Annotated in this window: 15 protein-coding genes and 1 pseudogene; 11 read left to right on the top strand and 5 right to left on the bottom strand. The window is 61.0% G+C overall.

Annotated features, from left to right (window positions below):
* The first annotated feature begins 393 nt into the window (after positions 1 to 393).
* A pseudogene (locus tag RHE_RS08780) lies at positions 394 to 1921 on the top strand (PAS-domain containing protein).
* A gap of 118 nt (positions 1922 to 2039) precedes the next feature.
* Positions 2040 to 2663, top strand: coding sequence for a carboxymuconolactone decarboxylase family protein (locus RHE_RS08775; protein WP_011425008.1), 624 nt, complete (start codon positions 2040 to 2042; stop codon positions 2661 to 2663).
* Between the two features lie 26 nt (positions 2664 to 2689).
* Here RHE_RS08775 and RHE_RS08770 read toward each other — a convergent pair whose 3' ends face one another.
* On the bottom strand, positions 2690 to 3664 hold the full coding sequence (locus RHE_RS08770; RefSeq protein WP_187331729.1) for an alpha/beta hydrolase: 975 nt from the start codon (positions 3662 to 3664) through the stop codon (positions 2690 to 2692).
* A gap of 350 nt (positions 3665 to 4014) precedes the next feature.
* Here RHE_RS08770 and RHE_RS08765 point away from each other — a divergent pair, with 350 nt between their 5' ends.
* The gene (locus tag RHE_RS08765) at positions 4015 to 4578 is read left to right on the top strand and encodes a nucleoside 2-deoxyribosyltransferase (RefSeq protein WP_011425006.1); all 564 of its coding nucleotides are present in this window, start codon (positions 4015 to 4017) and stop codon (positions 4576 to 4578) included.
* Between the two features lie 10 nt (positions 4579 to 4588).
* Here the strand turns inward: RHE_RS08765 and RHE_RS08760 are convergent, their stop codons facing one another.
* On the bottom strand, positions 4589 to 5476 hold the full coding sequence (locus RHE_RS08760; protein ID WP_011425005.1) for a LysR family transcriptional regulator: 888 nt from the start codon (positions 5474 to 5476) through the stop codon (positions 4589 to 4591).
* 113 nt (positions 5477 to 5589) lie between these two features.
* Between RHE_RS08760 and RHE_RS08755 the strand changes: the two genes are divergently transcribed.
* The 4 genes from RHE_RS08755 (at position 5590) to RHE_RS08745 (ending at position 8358) form a co-directional block, all read left to right on the top strand.
* The gene (locus tag RHE_RS08755) at positions 5590 to 6441 is read left to right on the top strand and encodes an SDR family NAD(P)-dependent oxidoreductase (RefSeq protein WP_011425004.1); all 852 of its coding nucleotides are present in this window, start codon (positions 5590 to 5592) and stop codon (positions 6439 to 6441) included.
* Between the two features lie 155 nt (positions 6442 to 6596).
* Positions 6597 to 7595, top strand: coding sequence for a ketopantoate reductase family protein (locus RHE_RS08750; RefSeq protein ID WP_011425003.1), 999 nt, complete (start codon positions 6597 to 6599; stop codon positions 7593 to 7595).
* Positions 7596 to 7764: 169 nt separating this feature from the next.
* Positions 7765 to 7923 carry a hypothetical protein gene (locus RHE_RS33495; protein WP_020921050.1) on the top strand — a complete coding sequence of 53 codons (159 nt, stop codon included), beginning with the start codon at positions 7765 to 7767 and terminating at the stop codon, positions 7921 to 7923.
* A gap of 123 nt (positions 7924 to 8046) precedes the next feature.
* Positions 8047 to 8358, top strand: a complete 312-nt coding sequence (locus tag RHE_RS08745) for a DUF1883 domain-containing protein (protein ID WP_011425002.1) — start codon at positions 8047 to 8049, stop codon at positions 8356 to 8358.
* Between the two features lie 12 nt (positions 8359 to 8370).
* Here the strand turns inward: RHE_RS08745 and RHE_RS08740 are convergent, their stop codons facing one another.
* Together RHE_RS08740 and RHE_RS08735 are read right to left on the bottom strand one after the other, a co-directional pair.
* Positions 8371 to 9687, bottom strand: coding sequence for a replication-associated recombination protein A (locus RHE_RS08740; RefSeq protein ID WP_011425001.1), 1317 nt, complete (start codon positions 9685 to 9687; stop codon positions 8371 to 8373).
* Positions 9684 to 11087 carry a DegQ family serine endoprotease gene (locus RHE_RS08735; RefSeq protein WP_042118282.1) on the bottom strand — a complete coding sequence of 468 codons (1404 nt, stop codon included), beginning with the start codon at positions 11085 to 11087 and terminating at the stop codon, positions 9684 to 9686. Before RHE_RS08735 ends, RHE_RS08740 begins: the two co-directional genes overlap by 4 nt.
* Before the next feature lie 133 nt (positions 11088 to 11220).
* Between RHE_RS08735 and RHE_RS08730 the strand changes: the two genes are divergently transcribed.
* Positions 11221 to 11601 carry a YkvA family protein gene (locus RHE_RS08730; protein WP_011424999.1) on the top strand — a complete coding sequence of 127 codons (381 nt, stop codon included), beginning with the start codon at positions 11221 to 11223 and terminating at the stop codon, positions 11599 to 11601.
* Positions 11602 to 11620: 19 nt separating this feature from the next.
* A complete protein-coding gene (locus RHE_RS08725) occupies positions 11621 to 11971 on the top strand; it encodes a lysozyme inhibitor LprI family protein (protein ID WP_086005019.1) in 351 nt (116 codons plus the stop codon).
* Between the two features lie 59 nt (positions 11972 to 12030).
* On the opposite strand, the gene ilvD is transcribed toward RHE_RS08725, so the two are convergent.
* The gene (gene ilvD, locus RHE_RS08720; RefSeq protein WP_011424997.1) at positions 12031 to 13869 is read right to left on the bottom strand and encodes a dihydroxy-acid dehydratase; all 1839 of its coding nucleotides are present in this window, start codon (positions 13867 to 13869) and stop codon (positions 12031 to 12033) included.
* 339 nt (positions 13870 to 14208) lie between these two features.
* Here ilvD and msrP point away from each other — a divergent pair, with 339 nt between their 5' ends.
* Complete coding sequence (msrP, locus tag RHE_RS08715; RefSeq protein ID WP_011424996.1) at positions 14209 to 15156, top strand: protein-methionine-sulfoxide reductase catalytic subunit MsrP; 948 nt, start codon at positions 14209 to 14211, stop codon at positions 15154 to 15156.
* The gene (msrQ, locus tag RHE_RS08710) at positions 15156 to 15812 is read left to right on the top strand and encodes a protein-methionine-sulfoxide reductase heme-binding subunit MsrQ (protein ID WP_011424995.1); all 657 of its coding nucleotides are present in this window, start codon (positions 15156 to 15158) and stop codon (positions 15810 to 15812) included. The genes msrP and msrQ overlap by 1 nt, the downstream gene beginning before the upstream one ends.
* Position 15813: the final 1 nt, after the last annotated feature.

Below are 15813 nucleotides of genomic sequence, written 5' to 3'. Positions count from 1 at the left end.
CCCGACGTCATCACTGACTGATGCCTATTTATTTGGAACGTTCCAAAAATGTCAAGAGCCATTCCAACTTGAAGCTCACCTTTATTGAGCTTTCTCTCCCTCTCATCAGGTCGCGAGGGGACGTACTTTTGGAACGATTTAAATCGTGGAATCAACCAGACAGGCTCTTTCCCAACGTTGCGAGCTCGGGCCAGCCTGCGAAATCTCCGACTCTTCAAGTCCGAGGATGAAGCGCGGCAGATGTCGTTGATCCAATAGCCTGACGCAGAATCGCGATGCAGTTTTGCTGGAATTGCTCTCAAGAAACTGCCGACCAGAGGCATTAGCGAAACTTTATCGTTTGTGGCCAATGCTACGGATAGGGCACGTGCCAGATCTAAAGCGGGGCCGGAAATGCCGCATTCGTTTGAAGCCGTTCTGGAGAACCTGCCGCAGGGCATTGTTCTCCTTGATTCTGCCGATACGGTGACGGCTTTCAATTCCCGCGCGCTCGACATTCTCGGCCTTCCGGATGGCGCTCTGCGCAGGGGAATGAATATCGACGGTTTGCCCGGCACCGCCGAGTGCCGTGCAGCGACTTGTTCACGGCTGACGATCGGCAGGCGGAACACCTCGCAATTTGCGCTGTCTGACGGACGGATGATTTCACTGACCTGCGCTCGAGAGAGGGAAGCTGGATCCTGAGCCACGAAGATATCTCGACCCTCAGCCGCGTCGCAGACAGTCTGAGCGAACAGCATCACCGGTTCGACGCAGCCCTCGCCAATAGGCCGCATGGGCTGTGCATGTTCGATTCGACGAAGAAGCTGATATTGTGCAACGCATCCTATGCGCGGATGTACGATCTGCCGGATTTCCTGACTCAGCCCGGCACGTCGCTGGTGGACATCCTCGCCTATCGAAGTCGGCAGGGAAATGGCCCGGCCGATACCGCCACCTATTTTGACGTCGTCTTCGAAGCGACCGCACTCGGCGCACCGGCGAGCCAGAACATTGCGCTCACCGACGGGCGCATCATCAAAATCACCCACAATCCGATGCAGAACGGCGGATACGTGGCGACCCACGAGGATGTCACCAAGACCGTGCGGCTCGCGGAAGCGCTGCGCCGCCATCACGACCAGCTCGAGATTACGGTGCAAAGCCGAACGGCGGAGGTTGAGCGGCAGGCGCGCGAGCTTGAGCGGATGCTCGCCCAGGAGCGGAGCATCAACGAATTGCAGCGCCAGTTCGTGGCGATGGCATCACATGAATTCCGCACTCCGCTTGCAATCATCGATGCTGCCGCTCAGCGGCTGTTGCGGAAGGGAGGCGCGGTCGAGCCCGAATTTCTCAATGACAAGGTCCGACAAATCCGTGCATCGGTGAGCCGGATCGTCGATCTCATGGAGAGCATCCTGTTCAGACGGACGGCTCGATGCCGGCAAGATCGACATCGGTTACGACGACTGCGCCGTGGGAGCATTGATCAGAACCTGCTGCGAACGGCAGTCGGCGATCTCGAAGACGCATGGCTTCGTGCTTGACATAGATGGGTTGCCGGAATTCATCGATGCCGATCCCCGCAGCTTAAGCCAGGTCGTTACCAATCTGCTCTCGAATGCGGTAAAATATGCGCCAGGAACCTCCGAAATTCGTGTTGCGGCATGGGAGGAGACGGGCAACGTCAAGATTTCGATCAGCGACGATGGCGTCGGGATCGATGCTGAAGACGTTCCCCGCTTGTTTCAGCGCTATGTCCGCGCGCACGTCGACCGGGATTGCGGGAACTGGTATCGGCCTCAATCTTGTGAAGCAGATCATCGAACTGCATCAAGGCTCGATAGAGGTGCGAAGTGCAAGAGGGTGCGGATCCACCTTCACCGTCACTCTTCCAATCAAGAGGGCCGCTGACGTTTTGGCGAGCAACGACGTTGCCTGATCATTCAGGCACTCAAATGGCGCCCCGTCGGGCCGATGGCTCGTTCCCGAACTGAAGGTGCAGGATTGCTGTCCGGCATATCTACCCTATCCTTCTCGCAATAGAGGAGAACCATGCCATGGCTTTCATTCACACCCCAGATGCATCCGCCAGCGAGAAGACGACGTCGATGTACGCCTCGGCCGAGGCGAATTATGGTTATCTGCCGAACATGTATCGTGCCTTCGGCCATCGGCCGGAGGTGATGGAGAGCTGGGCGGGGCTGCTTTCGAGCATTCGCAGCCATATGAGCCTCAGGCGCTACGAATTAGTGACGCTGGCGGCCGCCAAGGAACTCAAATCCTCTTATTGCATGCTGGCGCACGGCTCGGTGCTGCTGCGCGAGGGATTTACCAGCGACGGGCTGACGGCCGTTGTCAACGAGACGGAAAAGGCGCCGATCGATGCCGGCGAACGGGCGATCATGGCCTTTGCGGCCAAGGTAGCGCGCGATGCGACGTCGGTCACGCAGCAGGATATAGACGGGTTGAAAAAACACGGGCTGAGCGACGCCGAAATATTCGACGTCACGGCCGCCGCCGCCGCCCGGTGCTTCTTCTCGAAAATGCTGGATGCACTCGGCGCTGCCCCCGACCACGCCTATATCGAACGGCTGGAGCCGAATGTGCGAAGGACGCTCAGTGTCGGCCGGGAGGTCGAACGGCCCCTGGCGCCTTCATCGGCCAGCGGCGCATCGCAATGATGCGGTGACGCCGGCTGCCGTGACCGCTACTCTTCCGGCCTGTCGGCAAAGTGCCGGATCGCAAACTCGGCAATATTCTGGCTTGAGCGATCGGCATCGTCGAGCATCGCGGGAAACAGCTGCCACTGGTGCGGCATGCCCGCCCACACCTCGGTGGTGACATCCACGCCCTCCCGGCGCGCTTTGTCGGCAAGGCGCAGCGTGTCGTCAAGCAGGGCTTCGCCGGAACCGACCTGCAGCAGCAGCGGTGGGAATCCGGTCATGTCGGCGTAAAGCGGTGATGCCTGAGGATCGGTCGCAGGCCGGCTGCCGAGATAGGTCTTACGCAAAGTCTCGATCCACGCCTTGTCGACCAGCGGGTCGTTGCCGGCATTCGCCAGCATCGATCCGCCCGTCGCGGCAAGGTCGGTGATCGGGCTCAGCGCAATCACGGCCGCCGGCAGGGGTTTTGCCGCCTGCTTCTGCCGCAGCACCGTCTCAAGCGCGATATTGCCACCGGCGCCGTCTCCTGCCACGACGACATTCTCGTTGCGATAGCCGTTATCGAGAAGCCAGCGATAGGCCGTCAGCGCGTCGTTGATCTGGGCGGGATAGGTATATTCCGGCATCAGCCGATAATTGATCAGAAGCACGTCGCTGGATGCAGCCTTGGCGAGCGAACCGGCGAACAGGCCGTGCGTGCGGATGGAACCGCCGGAAAAGCCGCCACCATGGATGTAGAGAATCGCCCTTTTGCCGATTGGGTGATGAAGCCGGGCGGGCCACATCAGCTCGCCATCCACACCGTCGGCATCGACCTGCCGGACCTGGATGCGCGTCGGCCCCGGCATCGTTTCCATCAGCTTGGCGAAAGCCGCCCTGCGCTCTTGCAGGCTATCGGCCCCAGCAAAATGCTCTTTCCAGAGGCCGAGCAGTTTTTCGACCTGCGCACGCGAGGACTGGCTTTGCGGCCCAATTTCCTGTCCCAGTGCCAGTGGTGCCGATAGGATCAGCGCGACCAGGGCGTGAAACAGATATCCGAGCCGCTTCGGCGCTCTTCGATCAGCATTTGACAAAATCCGCGCCTTCATCAATCTCTCCCGATGATGCTGCCGATGGCCGTATCTTTGGCCGCTTCGACCAGCGAAGTCAAAAGGGTGACAAGCGCAACCTTCCGCTTTTTCACCTCTCCAACGAGCAGGCTGATGCCGGCCCGCGGCAGCTGCCGGCCTGATGCGGGCTGATTGGACTATCATTGGAAAAATCGACAATTGCTGCCGGCGCGGCTTGCCATCTGCCCGGCTTCCATCGGAAATAGGTGCCGCCCTGCCCTCAACTCCCGTGTCGGCTCGCGTAGGAATGAAGGATACCGATGACCACCATTTACCTTGCAGGCCCGGAAGTCTTTCTTCCCGATGCATTGCCCATCATGGCCGAAAAACGCCGATTGGCGCGTCAGTTCGGCTTCGAACCGACCGGTCCCGGCAGCGATGAAAACCAGACGCCGATAAAGCGGACGGCTGCGGAGATCTACGCTCGCAACGACGTCGCCATGCGTCGGGCCGAAATCTGCCTCGCCAACATCACTCCCTTTCGCGGCGTCAGCGCTGATCCAGGTACAGTCTACGAAATCGGCTTCATGATTGCTCTCGGTAAATCGGTCTTCGCCTATACCAATCACCCCGATGACTACGGGCTGCGCGTTCGCTCGATCTGGTATGCGGGAATGGAGATTGACGAGACGAGCGGGCGCCCGCGCGGGCCTGACGGCATCGCGATCGAAAATCACGGCATGGCCGACAACCTGATGATCGACGGCGGCGTCGGGGCGGCGGGAGGCAAGGTATTCCGTGCGACCACCCTGCCGGCGGATCCTGCCCGCGACCTGACGGTTTATTTTGAGGCGCTTCAGACGATCGCCGGCATACGCAGGTAGGATTGCGCTTTCACTCCGCCCTGATCGCATCGATCACCGCCCTGAAGCCCGCGGACATGTGGCGGCGGCTCGGATAATAAAGATAGAGCGGTTCCTCCGGCTGACACCAGTCATCGAGCACCTGGATGAGTTCGCCGTCGGCAATGGCTTTTTCGACGCGAGGCTCCCAGATATAGGCAAGGCCGACGCCGCCGAGCGCTGCCTGCAGCATCAGTTCGTGATCATCGAGCGAAAGCGGTCCGGTCGGCTGAAAACTCACCATCTGATCGTCCTTCTCGAATTCCCAGGCATAACGTGCACCTGACGGAAACATGTTCTGGATGCAGAGGTGGCGCTTGAGCTCGTAAGGCGTTTGTGGCTTCGGGCGCCCCTCGAAATAAGCGGGTGACCCGACGACGACCAGTCGGATGCGTGGCTTGATGCGCAGGGCGATCATGCCTTCAGTGACGCGCTCGCCGAAACGGATGCCGGCATCAAAGCCTTCCTCGACAATGTCGACCAGCCTGTCGGTGGCGTTGATTTCCAGCTGCAAATTGGGATTGCGTTGAAGCAATGGGGCGATCACACGGCCGATGACGAAGGGACCGATCGAATTCGGCACGTTGATCCTCACCCTGCCGAACGGGGTGGAGCGGTAACGGTTCAGCGCATCGAGCGCGGCCGCCATCTCCCCGAACGCCGGAGCGAGATGTGAGATGAGGAGTTCGCCGGCTTCCGTAAGCGAAACGCTACGTGTCGTGCGGTTGAGCAGGCGGATGCCAATTCGGTCTTCCAGATTGAGCACGGCATGGCTGACGGCAGAGGCTGTGACGCCCCGCTCCTCCCCCGCCTTGCGGAAGCTCTTGTGCCGCGCCACGGCCGCGAAGGCCGCCAGTTCGGAAAGTTCGGTAGCCCGCATTGCTGAATTTTGCTCATCATGGTTTCAATAATAACAAATCTTATACAGCATCGGAACTTCGGTCAAATTCAGTCCGTCAGCACAAAGATGCGACGCCATGAAAGGAATTCGTCATGAAAGTCTGGTTCATTACTGGTGCATCCCGAGGTTTCGGCGCGTTGATGACCAAGGAAGCACTTGCATTAGGCGATGCCGTCATCGCCACCGCCCGCAGCCCGAAGACCATCATCGAGCAATTCGGGAACCATCCGAACCTGCTGGCCGTTGCACTCGACGTCGCCAACGAGACGCAGGCGAAGGAGGCTGCGGCCGCCGGCATCGCCCGCTTCAGCCGTATCGACGTTCTCGCCAATAATGCCGGCTACGGCCTGCTCGGCGCCGTCGAGGAAGCCACAGCCGAAGAGATCGAAAAGATCTATGCCACCAATGTCTTCGGTCTCCTGAAGGTGACACGCGCCGTGCTGCCCTATATGCGTCGCCAGCGTTCCGGCCATATCCTGAACTTCTCTTCGATCGGCGGCTATTTCGGCTATCCCGGCTGGGGCGTCTACGGCTCGACCAAATTCGCCGTCGAGGGACTGTCGGAATCCATGGCCGCCGAACTCGAACCTTTCGGCATCAAGGTGACGATCGTCGAACCCGGCTTCTTCCGCACGGACTTCCTCGCCGACACCTCGCTGGCAATAAGCCCGGCCTCGATCGCCGATTACGAAGGCACCCCGGCCGGCGACATGCGCAGTTTCGCCGCCGACGCCAATCACGCCCAGCCCGGCGACCCCGCCAAGCTCGCGGCTGGCATCATGACGATGGTCAACTCGGCCAACCCGCCGTTGCGCATGCCGTTCGGGAGCGATACGGTCGCCATGATCGAGGCGCAGCATGCGAGTGTCGAAAAGGAGCTGGCCGTCTGGCGCGAGCTTGCCGCCTCCACGGATTTTGCAAGCAACGCGACCGCTGGGGCCTGAGCAGCCAAGACCAATGCCGCCGCATTGGGATTGGGGATGTGGCGGCGGCACCATGGAGATAATGCAAAGAACGCCTTGCGGCAAATTCGCATTCGCCTCTCGCCGGGGATGGCCTAGATGTAAGTCAGACCGCGACCCCCTAGAAGAGGCAACACATGTCCATCAAGACCATCTGTATTTATGGCGCCGGCGCCCTTGGCGGCGCCATCGCCGCCAAGCTCGCAGGCAAGGAAGATAACGACGTCTCCGTCGTCGCGCGTGGAGCGCATCTCGATGCGATCCGCAGCCACGGTCTCAGCTTGCGCGAGGCCGATGCGGAAACCCCGCTCAAGGTGCGCGTGACGGCAACAGACGATCCGAAGACATTGCCGCGGCAGGATCTCGTCATCACCGGCCTCAAGGGGCATCAGCTGCCGTCCGCCGCCGAGGGGATCGCCGGTCTGCTCAAGCAAGGCACCCGCGTCGTCATGATCCTCAACGGCATTCCGTGGTGGTATTTCCATCGTGATGCCAGGAGCGGACATGCGGAGCTGCAATTTGATGAGCTCGATCCCGGCGGCAAGCTTTGGCGGCTGATCGGCCCCGAGCGCGTGATTGGTTGCGTTGCCTATCAGGGTGCGGAAGTGGTCAAGCCTAGTGAGATCGAGCTTTCCCACAAAGGTCGCTTCGTGCTTGGTGAGCCGTCCGGCGAAATGTCTGTTGATCTCGCGGCCATAGGAGCGGTGCTGACCGGTGCCGGTCTCAGCATTACGACTACGGAGGACATCCGCAGTGAAATCTGGAGCAAGTTTATGGGCAACGCCGCCTTCAACCCGATCAGTGCTCTGACGCGGGCCCTGATGACAGACATCATGGCGGATCCGGCGCTGATGGATATGGTGAGCAAAGTGATGAAGGAGGTGCGTGCGGTCGGCGATGCGCTCGGCGTGCATTTCAGCATGACCGTCGAGCAACGGCTGGAACAATCACGCCACATCGGCGGCGTTCGAACCTCGATGCTGCAGGACTTGATCGGCGGCAAGGCGCTCGAAATTACGCCGCTTGTGGGCATGCTGGTGGCGCTTGGACGCCTGACCTCCGTGCCGACACCGGTATCGGAGACGATCTTGGCGCTGGTGACGCAGCTGGATCGGGAAAACCGGCGCGGCAACTGACAACGAGGAGAACGGCGGCTATCAGGGCGATCATTCCTTTCTGACATGGCGCGCGGAAATTTCCACCGCCCGTCTTTATGCTATTCCTATATTTTTGCCCCTCGCCTCGAATGGATTTCCTATCGCAGCCGGCTGTAGATTCTCGCCGTAACGGCAAAGGTCGAATGCCATGCGAAATATCATGCCCTGCGCTTTCCACGCTCTACGCCCACACCGGATCACGCGCGGCGACCGGCGGATGCGCGAGAAGCGCACCGCCTGGGCGCTGATCGCCTTCAGCGTCCTGCTGGCCTGCGTCGAACTTTACGTCGTCTACTCCGCGCTCTGAGCCCTCTGCGCGTGTTTTCCACAAGCGAGAGAAGGCATGGGCTGAAGGGGCGATTTCCAACTTTTCGTTAACCGGCATGCTGGTAAAATCTCGTCGCCCAAGTTATCAGACGCCGCGAGACCGATGCCGAAACCGAATTTCCGCTTCACCCATTACGATCTCAAGGAACAGCGAGCCGGAACGATCGTCGAAGTGTCGCTGAATGCGGTGAACAATGTTCGTCTGATGACGGCGCCGAATTTCCAGCGCTTCACCGAGGTTCTTGACTTCAAATATGTCGGCGGCGTAGCGCGCAAGTCGCCGGTGAAGCTTACCGTTCCGGAAAGCGGCCACTGGCATGTCGTTGTCGATATGGAAGGCCATCACGGCCTTGCCGAATCTGCCGTCAAGGTGATCGCCGCGCCACCCAATCAGAAGACGCCGCGTTCCTCCTGACATTCAGACGGATCAGCGCGGATTGCGCTCCTTGCGAAGCTTGGCCCACCATTCCAGCCGCTTGCGGATGTCGCGTTCAAAACCGCGTTCCGGCGGATCGTAGAAGGTCTGGCGGCCCATTTTCTCCGGGAAATAATCCTGGCCGGAAAAGGCATCCGGCTCGTCATGGTCGTAGCGATAACCTTCACCATAACCCTCGCCTTTCATCAGTTTGGTCGGCGCATTGAGAATATGCTTGGGCGGCAGCAGCGAACCGTTCTGCTTCGCGGCCTGGCTTGCCGCCTTGAAGGCGGTATAGACGGCATTCGATTTCGGAGCGGTGGCGAGATAGACGCACGCCTGGGCGAGCGCCAGCTCCCCCTCCGGCGACCCGAGGTAGTCATAAGCATCCTTGGCGGCGTTGCAGATCACCAGCGCCTGCGGATCGGCAAGCCCGATATCCTCCACTGCCATGCGCACCAGCCGCCGGCCGAGATAGAGCGGATCCTCGCCGGCATCGAACATACGGGCGAGATAATAGAGCGCAGCATCCGGATCCGAGCCGCGCACCGACTTATGCAGCGCCGAAATCAGATTGTAGTGGCCGTCCTGCGCCTTGTCGTAGACCGGGGCGCGGCGCTGGACGATACGCGTCAACGCTTCGGTATCGAAGCTCTCGCCCTCGCGGGCGGCACGCCAGACCTCTTCGGCAAGCGTCAGCACCGCGCGGCCGTCGCCATCGGCCATGCGGATCAGGCTGGCGCGCGCCTCCCCGGTCAGGGGCAGCGGCCTCTGCTCGATCGCCTCGGCGCGCGTCAGCAGCTCCTCCAGGCTCTCCTCGTCATGTGACTTGAAGGTGAGGACGCGGGCGCGAGACAATAGAGCGGCGTTGAGCTCGAAGGAGGGATTTTCGGTGGTGGCACCGACGAGGATGACGGTGCCGTCCTCCATAACCGGCAGGAAACTGTCCTGCTGGGCGCGGTTGAAACGGTGGATCTCATCAACGAACAGCAGCGTCTGGCGGCCGTCCATGCGGCGCATGCGAGCCGCCTCGAACACCTTCTTCAGATCGGCGACGCCGGAAAAGATCGCCGATATCTGCTCAAAGGCCAGCCCCGCCTCACCGGAAAGCAGCCGCGCCACCGTCGTTTTGCCGGTGCCTGGCGGACCCCAGAAGATCATCGATCCGAGCGAACCACTTTCGATCATCCGCTTCAGCACGCCGTCTTCACCGGTCAGATGTTCCTGACCGGTGACATCGGCAAGCGTCTTCGGCCGCAACCTGTCGGCAAGCGGCCGCCTGGCGGCAACCTCTTCCGGAACACGCGGCGCGAAGAGATCATTGCTCATCGAAAGAACTGCCTGATGCGCTGACCATCGCGCTCGATCTCGACCCGCCAGAGGCCAGGGTCGCTTTCGGCAATCTGAGAGAGCTCTTTGGTCGATTTCACTTCCGTCCCGTTGATCGAGACGATGATATCCTTGGGCTCAAAACCAAGGCGGGCTGCCGGCGAATCCTCCTTGACATCGGCAACGACGACGCCTGCCGATTCCGAGGGCATGCGCAATTCGTCTGCGACACGCGGCGACAGGTTTTCGACGACGGCGCCGGTAAAGGGCGTGCGCCCGCCGATAACGCGCTGGTCGCGCGGCGAGGTCTCCGGCGCGCGGTCGAGCGCCAGCGACAACTGCTCCTCGCGGCCATTGTCGATGACGGTCAGATTGACCGTTTTGCCGAGGCCGGCTGTCGTCAGGCGATAGAGCAACGCGTCCGGATGCTCGACGGCGATGCCGTTGACTGATGTGACGATCTGACCGGCCTTCAGCCCGGCCTTCGCCGCCGGGCTGCCTTCCGAAACCTTGACCACGAGTGCGCCGCGCACTTTATTGAGCCCAAGGGCTTCGGCGACTTCCGAGGTCACCGCATCGAAGCTAGCGCCGACATAGGGCCGCTCGAAGGATTTGACGCCGGCATCGGCGGAAGCGAGGAAGACTTTGACGAGATTGGCGGGAATGGCAAAGCCGATCCCGTTCGAGCCGCCGCCGCGCGAGAAGATCGCGGTGTTGATGCCGATTAGCTCGCCTTTCATGTTCATCAACGCGCCGCCGGAATTGCCCGGATTAATCGATGCATCGGTCTGGATGAAGAAGCCGAACTCGTTCTTGACCACCTGGTTGCGGGCAAGTGCGGAGACGATACCGCTCGTCACCGTCTGACCGACGCCGAAGGGATTGCCGATCGCCAGCACGAGATCGCCGACCTCGACGGTATCGGAATTGCCGATCGGCAGCGTCGGGAAGCTCTCCTTGGTGTCGATCTTCAGCACGGCGAGGTCGACGCGGTCGTCGCGCAGCACCACCTTGCAGGGGAATTCGCGGCCGTCCGACAGCGCCACCTTGATGTCGTCAGCGCCTTCGACGACGTGATTGTTGGTGACGACGGTTCCGTTCGCCTCGACGATGACGCCGGAACCGAGCGAGGACTGCTTCTCGGATCGATTCGGCATCTGCTGGCCGAAAAACTGCTCGAAGAAGGGATCGCCGGCAAAGGGCGACTGGCGCTGGATGATCTTTTCCGCATAGACGTTGACGACTGCGCCCGACGTCTGCTTGACCAGCGGCGCGAAGGAGAGCTGCATCTGCATCTGGCTCTCAGGCACCGTCTTTGCCGTCTGCGCCTGGGCTGCAGCCGGCAGAACGAGCATGAGAGCGAACAGCGAAACGGAGGCGCGCTTGAACAGGCCTTGCATGGGTATCCCTTTTGAATCCTCTTGAGCAACGTTGTAGCGTCCGACGCTAGAAAGGAAAGAGGGCGGAAGCATGGAAGAATAAGGCAAGGGTATGCCCTGAAGTCGCTGCGAATTTGATTCAGGAAGATCAGCCATGGAACTGATATCAAAAGCCAAAATCTGGGCAAAGTCACTGAAGCGTGACATCGTAGCGCTGTGGCTTGCCGCCCGCGATCCTCGCGTGCCCTGGTATGCGAAAGCGGTCGCCGGTGCTGTCGCAGCCTATGCGCTTTCGCCGATCGATCTGATCCCCGATTTCATTCCCGTGCTCGGCTATCTCGACGATCTCGTCATCGTTCCGCTCGGGATCCTGCTGGCGACGCGTCTTGTTCCGGCAAAGGTGATGGCTGCGCTTCGCGTCGAAGCTGCGAGGCGGATCGAACGCCCGGCCGGCCGGGCAGGATTGATCTTCGTGCTTGCCGTCTGGCTCGCCTGCATCATCTTTCTGGCTCTGGCAGTGCGCAAGCTGATTTGATCGGCAACAAAGGAAGATGATGATGACATGGCGAATGTCGGCCGCGCTTGGTTTGGCGATCCTGATTTTCCCATCGGATCCGGCATGGTCGGCGAGCTTCGATTGTGATGCGAAGGAATTGAAGCCGGACGAAAAGGCGATCTGCGACAACCGCGCCCTCAACGACGCCGACGTCAAGATGGTGACGACCTTCGAGCTGCTCTCCGGGCTGCTGGCCATGGGCTCGCGCGGAACATTGCAGGACGAGCAGACCGCCTGGCTGAAGAAGCGACAGGAATGCGGGGCCGACGCGGCCTGTATCAAGGCTGCCTATGACGAGCGGATGAAGCAGCTCGGCGAGACCTACAAAAACATCAACCGGCCGCTTTGACGGCGGCCGGTTGGCAAAACCGCTGACTCTTAATCAGCGGGTCGTAGGTTCGAGACTACTCAGCGGGCGTCGAGATCCCGCACGGCGCCGCGGTCGGCGCTGGTTGCGAAAGCCGCATAGGCCTTCAGCGCTGTGGTCACGTTGCGCTTGCGAACCTCGGTCGGCCGCCAGCCCCTAGCGTCCTGCTCGGCGCGGCGGGCGGCGAGCTCTGCTTCGCCGACACGCAGGCTGATCGTGCGGTTCGGGATATCGATATCGATTATGTCGCCTTCGCGCACCAGGCCGATCGTGCCGCCGTTTGCCGCTTCTGGCGAGACATGGCCGATCGACAGACCGGAGGTGCCACCGGAGAAGCGGCCGTCGGTGATCAGTGCGCAGGCCTTGCCGAGGCCTTTGGACTTCAGGTAGCTCGTCGGATAGAGCATTTCCTGCATGCCGGGACCGCCCTTCGGGCCTTCATAGCGGATGACGACGACGTCGCCGGCCTTGATCTCGTTGGCGAGGATCGCCTTGACCGACGCATCCTGACTTTCGAAGACCCGGGCCGGGCCGGAGAATTTCAGGATCGATTCATCGACGCCGGCCGTCTTGACGATGCAGCCGTCGACCGCGAGATTACCCTTCAGCACGGCAAGACCGCCATCCTTGGAGAAGGGATGCTCGACCGAGCGGATGACGCCGTTCTGGCGATCGGTGTCGAGCTCGTCCCAACGGGCCTCCTGGCTGAAAGCAACCTGGGTCGGGATGCCGCCGGGAGCGGCGCGATAGAAGTCGCGGACGGTGTCGCTGGTGGTGCGGGTGATATCCCAGCGATCGATCGCATCGCCGAGCGTCTCGGCATGGACGGTCGGGCAATCGCGGTTCAGGAGGCCACCCTTATCGAGCTCCCCGAGGATCGACATGATGCCACCAGCGCGGTGGACATCTTCCATATGCACATCGCTCTTGGCGGGCGCGACCTTCGACAGGCACGGCACCCGGCGCGACAGTGCGTCAATATCGGCCATGGTGAAATCGACCTCGCCTTCATGGGCGGCTGCAAGGATGTGCAGGACCGTGTTGGTCGAACCGCCCATGGCGATATCGAGCGCCATGGCATTCTCGAAAGCTTGCTTGGAGGCGATGGTGCGCGGCAGCGCCTTGACGTCGTCCTGCTCGTAATAGCGGCGGGCGAGATCGACGATCAGGTGGCCGGCCTCGACGAAGAGGCGCTTACGATCGGCATGGGTGGCAAGCGTCGAGCCGTTGCCGGGCAGCGACAGGCCGAGCGCCTCGGTCAGGCAATTCATCGAGTTCGCCGTGAACATGCCGGAGCACGAGCCGCAGGTCGGACAGGCTGAACGCTCGATAACCTTGACGTCTTCATCGGAGATCTTGTCATCGGCAGCCGCGACCATGGCATCCACGAGGTCGAGCGCGTGTTGCTTGCCGTGCAGGACGACCTTGCCCGCTTCCATCGGACCGCCGGAAACGAAGACCGTGGGGATGTTGAGGCGCAGCGACGCCATCAGCATGCCGGGGGTGATCTTGTCGCAGTTGGAGATGCAGACCATGGCGTCGGCGCAATGGGCATTGACCATGTATTCGACACTGTCGGCGATCAGCTCGCGCGACGGCAGCGAATAGAGCATGCCGTCATGGCCCATGGCGATGCCGTCGTCGACGGCGATCGTGTTGAACTCCTTGGCAACGCCGCCGGCCGCCTCGATTTCGCGAGCGACCAGCTGGCCGAGATCCTTCAGATGCACATGGCCGGGAACGAATTGGGTGAAGGAATTCACCACCGCGATGATCGGCTTGCCGAAATCCGAATCCTTCATGCCCGTGGCGCGCCAAAGGCCGCGCGCGCCCGCCATGTTGCGGCCGTGGGTCGTGGTTCTGGAACGGTAAGCTGGCATCGGTGTCTTCCTCGACATGTCGGAAACATCAGGCGAAGCCGGGGCGGCAATGAAGCCTCAAGGCCGGGCGAACGCCGCTTTTTGGAATTGTCCTAATCCAATCGATGGGGGCTGTCACTACCGGCAAAGCCAAATCCGGTACGCTGCCGGGAGAAGCGCGTTGAGGGCCATTCGAATATATACGGTTGGCGGGACTTTTGGTTACAACCTCATCCATCACAGCCGAACACAAAAAATTGGCTTCCCGTCAGCAATATTCAAGGCATAGAGATTGATCCGAACATGCGGGCGGTTCGTTTAAAGACTATATTCGGAATATCCGCCCTGGAGGTTTTCGACATGCCAAGCTATCGCCCCCCGAAGATCGCGTCGTCGGAGATCACGCCGCGCCAGGTCTATCTGCGCCGCCGTGAATTCCTCGGCGCGGCGACGCTTGGCGCCATGGCGCTCTATGGCGCCGGCAAGGCGAGCGCGGCCGCCTTTTCCGCCGTCGAGAGCAAGTACAAGGTCGATGAGAAGACGACACCGATCAAGGACGTCACGACCTACAATAATTTCTATGAATTCGGTCTCGACAAGGGCGACCCCGCCGCTCTGTCCGGCGAGTTCAAGCCACTGCCCTGGGCGGTCAAGGTCGACGGCATGGTCAACAAGCCTGGCACCTTCGACGTCGAGGCGCTGATCAAGGAATTCCCGATCGAGGAGCGCACCTATCGGATGCGCTGCGTCGAGGCCTGGTCGATGGTCATTCCGTGGAACGGGTTTCCGCTGGCGGCGCTGCTCAACAAGGTGGAGCCGCTCGGCAGCGCCAAATATGTCGCCTTCGAAACCGTCGTGCGACCGGAGGAGATGCCGGGGCAGAAGGGCTTCTTTCAATCGCTCGACTGGCCCTATGTCGAGGGGCTGCGGCTGGACGAGGCGCGGCACCCGCTGACGCTGCTTGCCGTCGGGCTTTATGGTGAAACGCTGCCGAACCAGAATGGTGCGCCGATCCGCCTGGTCGTGCCGTGGAAATACGGCTTCAAGGGCATCAAGTCGATCGTCAGGATCACGCTCACCGACCAGCAGCCGAAGAACACCTGGCAAGTGACCAATCCGCAGGAATACGGCTTCTACGCCAACGTCAACCCCGCCGTCGACCATCCGCGCTGGAGCCAGGCAAGCGAACGACGAATCGGCGGAAGCGGTTTCTTCGGCGCGAGCCGCCGCCCCACCCTGCCCTTCAACGGCTATGCCGACGAGGTGGCGAGCCTTTATGCCGGCATGGACCTGAAGGCGAATTTCTGATGGCCGAACTGTCGCTTGCCATTCCAAAGCGCTGGCAGCCTGCCTCCGTCTGGCTGCTCTATATCGCTGGGCTCGCGCCGGCGGCCTGGACCTTTTATCTCGGCGCGACCGATCAGCTCGGCGCCGATCCGGTCAAGACCTTCGAGCTCTTCCTTGGCATCTGGACAATCCGCTTCCTGATCGCAACACTTGCAGTGTCCCCTGCCCGCGAGTTGTTCGGCTGGAATTATCTGCGCTACCGCCGCGCTCTCGGCCTTTTGACCTTCCATTACGCGCTGATGCATTTCACCGTTTACATGATGCTCGACCAGGCGATGGATATTCAGGCCGTCGTCAACGACGTGCTGAAGCGCCCGTTCATCATGTTCGGCATGGCTGGCCTTGCGATGCTTATTCCCTTGGCGGTGACATCCAATAATTTCTCGATCCGTCGCCTCGGCAATCGCTGGATCTGGCTGCACCGCTTCGTCTACATCATTGCCGCCTGCGGGGCTCTGCATTTTGCGCTTTCGACCAAGATCCTCGATTTCGAGCAGTTTATTTATGTAGGGTTGATCATCGCGCTCATCCTTTACCGCTCCTGGCGGCCGATCGCGCGCAGTCGGAAGAAAAGCCCGGGGCGGCAACGCAATCGTGCGGTGGCGTCGGTTTCCTGAA

It is taken from the genome of Rhizobium etli CFN 42 (assembly GCF_000092045.1).
GTDB lineage: Bacteria > Pseudomonadota > Alphaproteobacteria > Rhizobiales > Rhizobiaceae > Rhizobium > Rhizobium etli.
The sequence above is the reverse complement of the archived record's forward strand: the minus strand, read 5'-3'. Positions and strand labels throughout refer to the sequence as shown.

Coding starts and splice junctions, on each gene's coding strand:
- RHE_RS08775 (WP_011425008.1), top strand. CDS start 2,040: ATGGCTTTCATTCACACCCCAGATGCATCCGCCAGCGAGAAGACGACG.
- RHE_RS08765 (WP_011425006.1), top strand. CDS start 4,015: ATGACCACCATTTACCTTGCAGGCCCGGAAGTCTTTCTTCCCGATGCA.
- RHE_RS08760 (WP_011425005.1), bottom strand. CDS start 5,476: ATGCGGGCTACCGAACTTTCCGAACTGGCGGCCTTCGCGGCCGTGGCG.
- RHE_RS08755 (WP_011425004.1), top strand. CDS start 5,590: ATGAAAGTCTGGTTCATTACTGGTGCATCCCGAGGTTTCGGCGCGTTG.
- RHE_RS08750 (WP_011425003.1), top strand. CDS start 6,597: ATGTCCATCAAGACCATCTGTATTTATGGCGCCGGCGCCCTTGGCGGC.
- RHE_RS33495 (WP_020921050.1), top strand. CDS start 7,765: ATGCGAAATATCATGCCCTGCGCTTTCCACGCTCTACGCCCACACCGG.
- RHE_RS08745 (WP_011425002.1), top strand. CDS start 8,047: ATGCCGAAACCGAATTTCCGCTTCACCCATTACGATCTCAAGGAACAG.
- RHE_RS08740 (WP_011425001.1), bottom strand. CDS start 9,687: ATGAGCAATGATCTCTTCGCGCCGCGTGTTCCGGAAGAGGTTGCCGCC.
- RHE_RS08735 (WP_042118282.1), bottom strand. CDS start 11,087: ATGCAAGGCCTGTTCAAGCGCGCCTCCGTTTCGCTGTTCGCTCTCATG.
- RHE_RS08730 (WP_011424999.1), top strand. CDS start 11,221: ATGGAACTGATATCAAAAGCCAAAATCTGGGCAAAGTCACTGAAGCGT.
- RHE_RS08725 (WP_086005019.1), top strand. CDS start 11,621: ATGATGACATGGCGAATGTCGGCCGCGCTTGGTTTGGCGATCCTGATT.
- ilvD (WP_011424997.1), bottom strand. CDS start 13,869: ATGCCAGCTTACCGTTCCAGAACCACGACCCACGGCCGCAACATGGCG.
- msrP (WP_011424996.1), top strand. CDS start 14,209: ATGCCAAGCTATCGCCCCCCGAAGATCGCGTCGTCGGAGATCACGCCG.
- msrQ (WP_011424995.1), top strand. CDS start 15,156: ATGGCCGAACTGTCGCTTGCCATTCCAAAGCGCTGGCAGCCTGCCTCC.